Origin of the sequence: Methylophaga sp. UBA1464 (assembly GCF_002325665.1) — a bacterium.
Taxonomy (GTDB): domain Bacteria; phylum Pseudomonadota; class Gammaproteobacteria; order Nitrosococcales; family Methylophagaceae; genus Methylophaga.
The window spans coordinates 597-905 of sequence record NZ_DCSO01000103.1 but is presented as its reverse complement, the minus strand read 5'-3'; the positions used below and the strand labels follow the sequence as shown (position 1 = coordinate 905).

Genomic DNA, 309 nt, shown 5'->3' with positions numbered 1-309 from the left:
TAGGTGGATTTACCGCCCATGTTTGGTCCGGTAATCACCAGCATCGACTGTTCATTTAATTGCAAATCATTTGGGCAGAAATGGGTTTTCTGCACTGCCTCAACCACCGGATGCCGACCAGCCTGAATCGATAAGCCTTTATCGGTGGTTAACTGCGGCGCAACATAATTGAGTGTTTGCGCTCGCTCAGCCAGATTTGCCAAAACATCAAGCTCAGCCAGTGCCGCAGCACAATGGGTCAATGCTGCAAGATCAGGATGAATCAGTTTAAAGAGTTCTTCATATAAAGATTTTTCCAATGCCAACGCT

1 pseudogene is annotated in these 309 nt (G+C 46.6%); it reads right to left on the bottom strand.

Annotated features, from left to right (window positions below):
• Positions 1 to 309: pseudogene (locus tag B3O33_RS13960) on the bottom strand (DNA mismatch repair protein MutS); the annotation flags it as partial.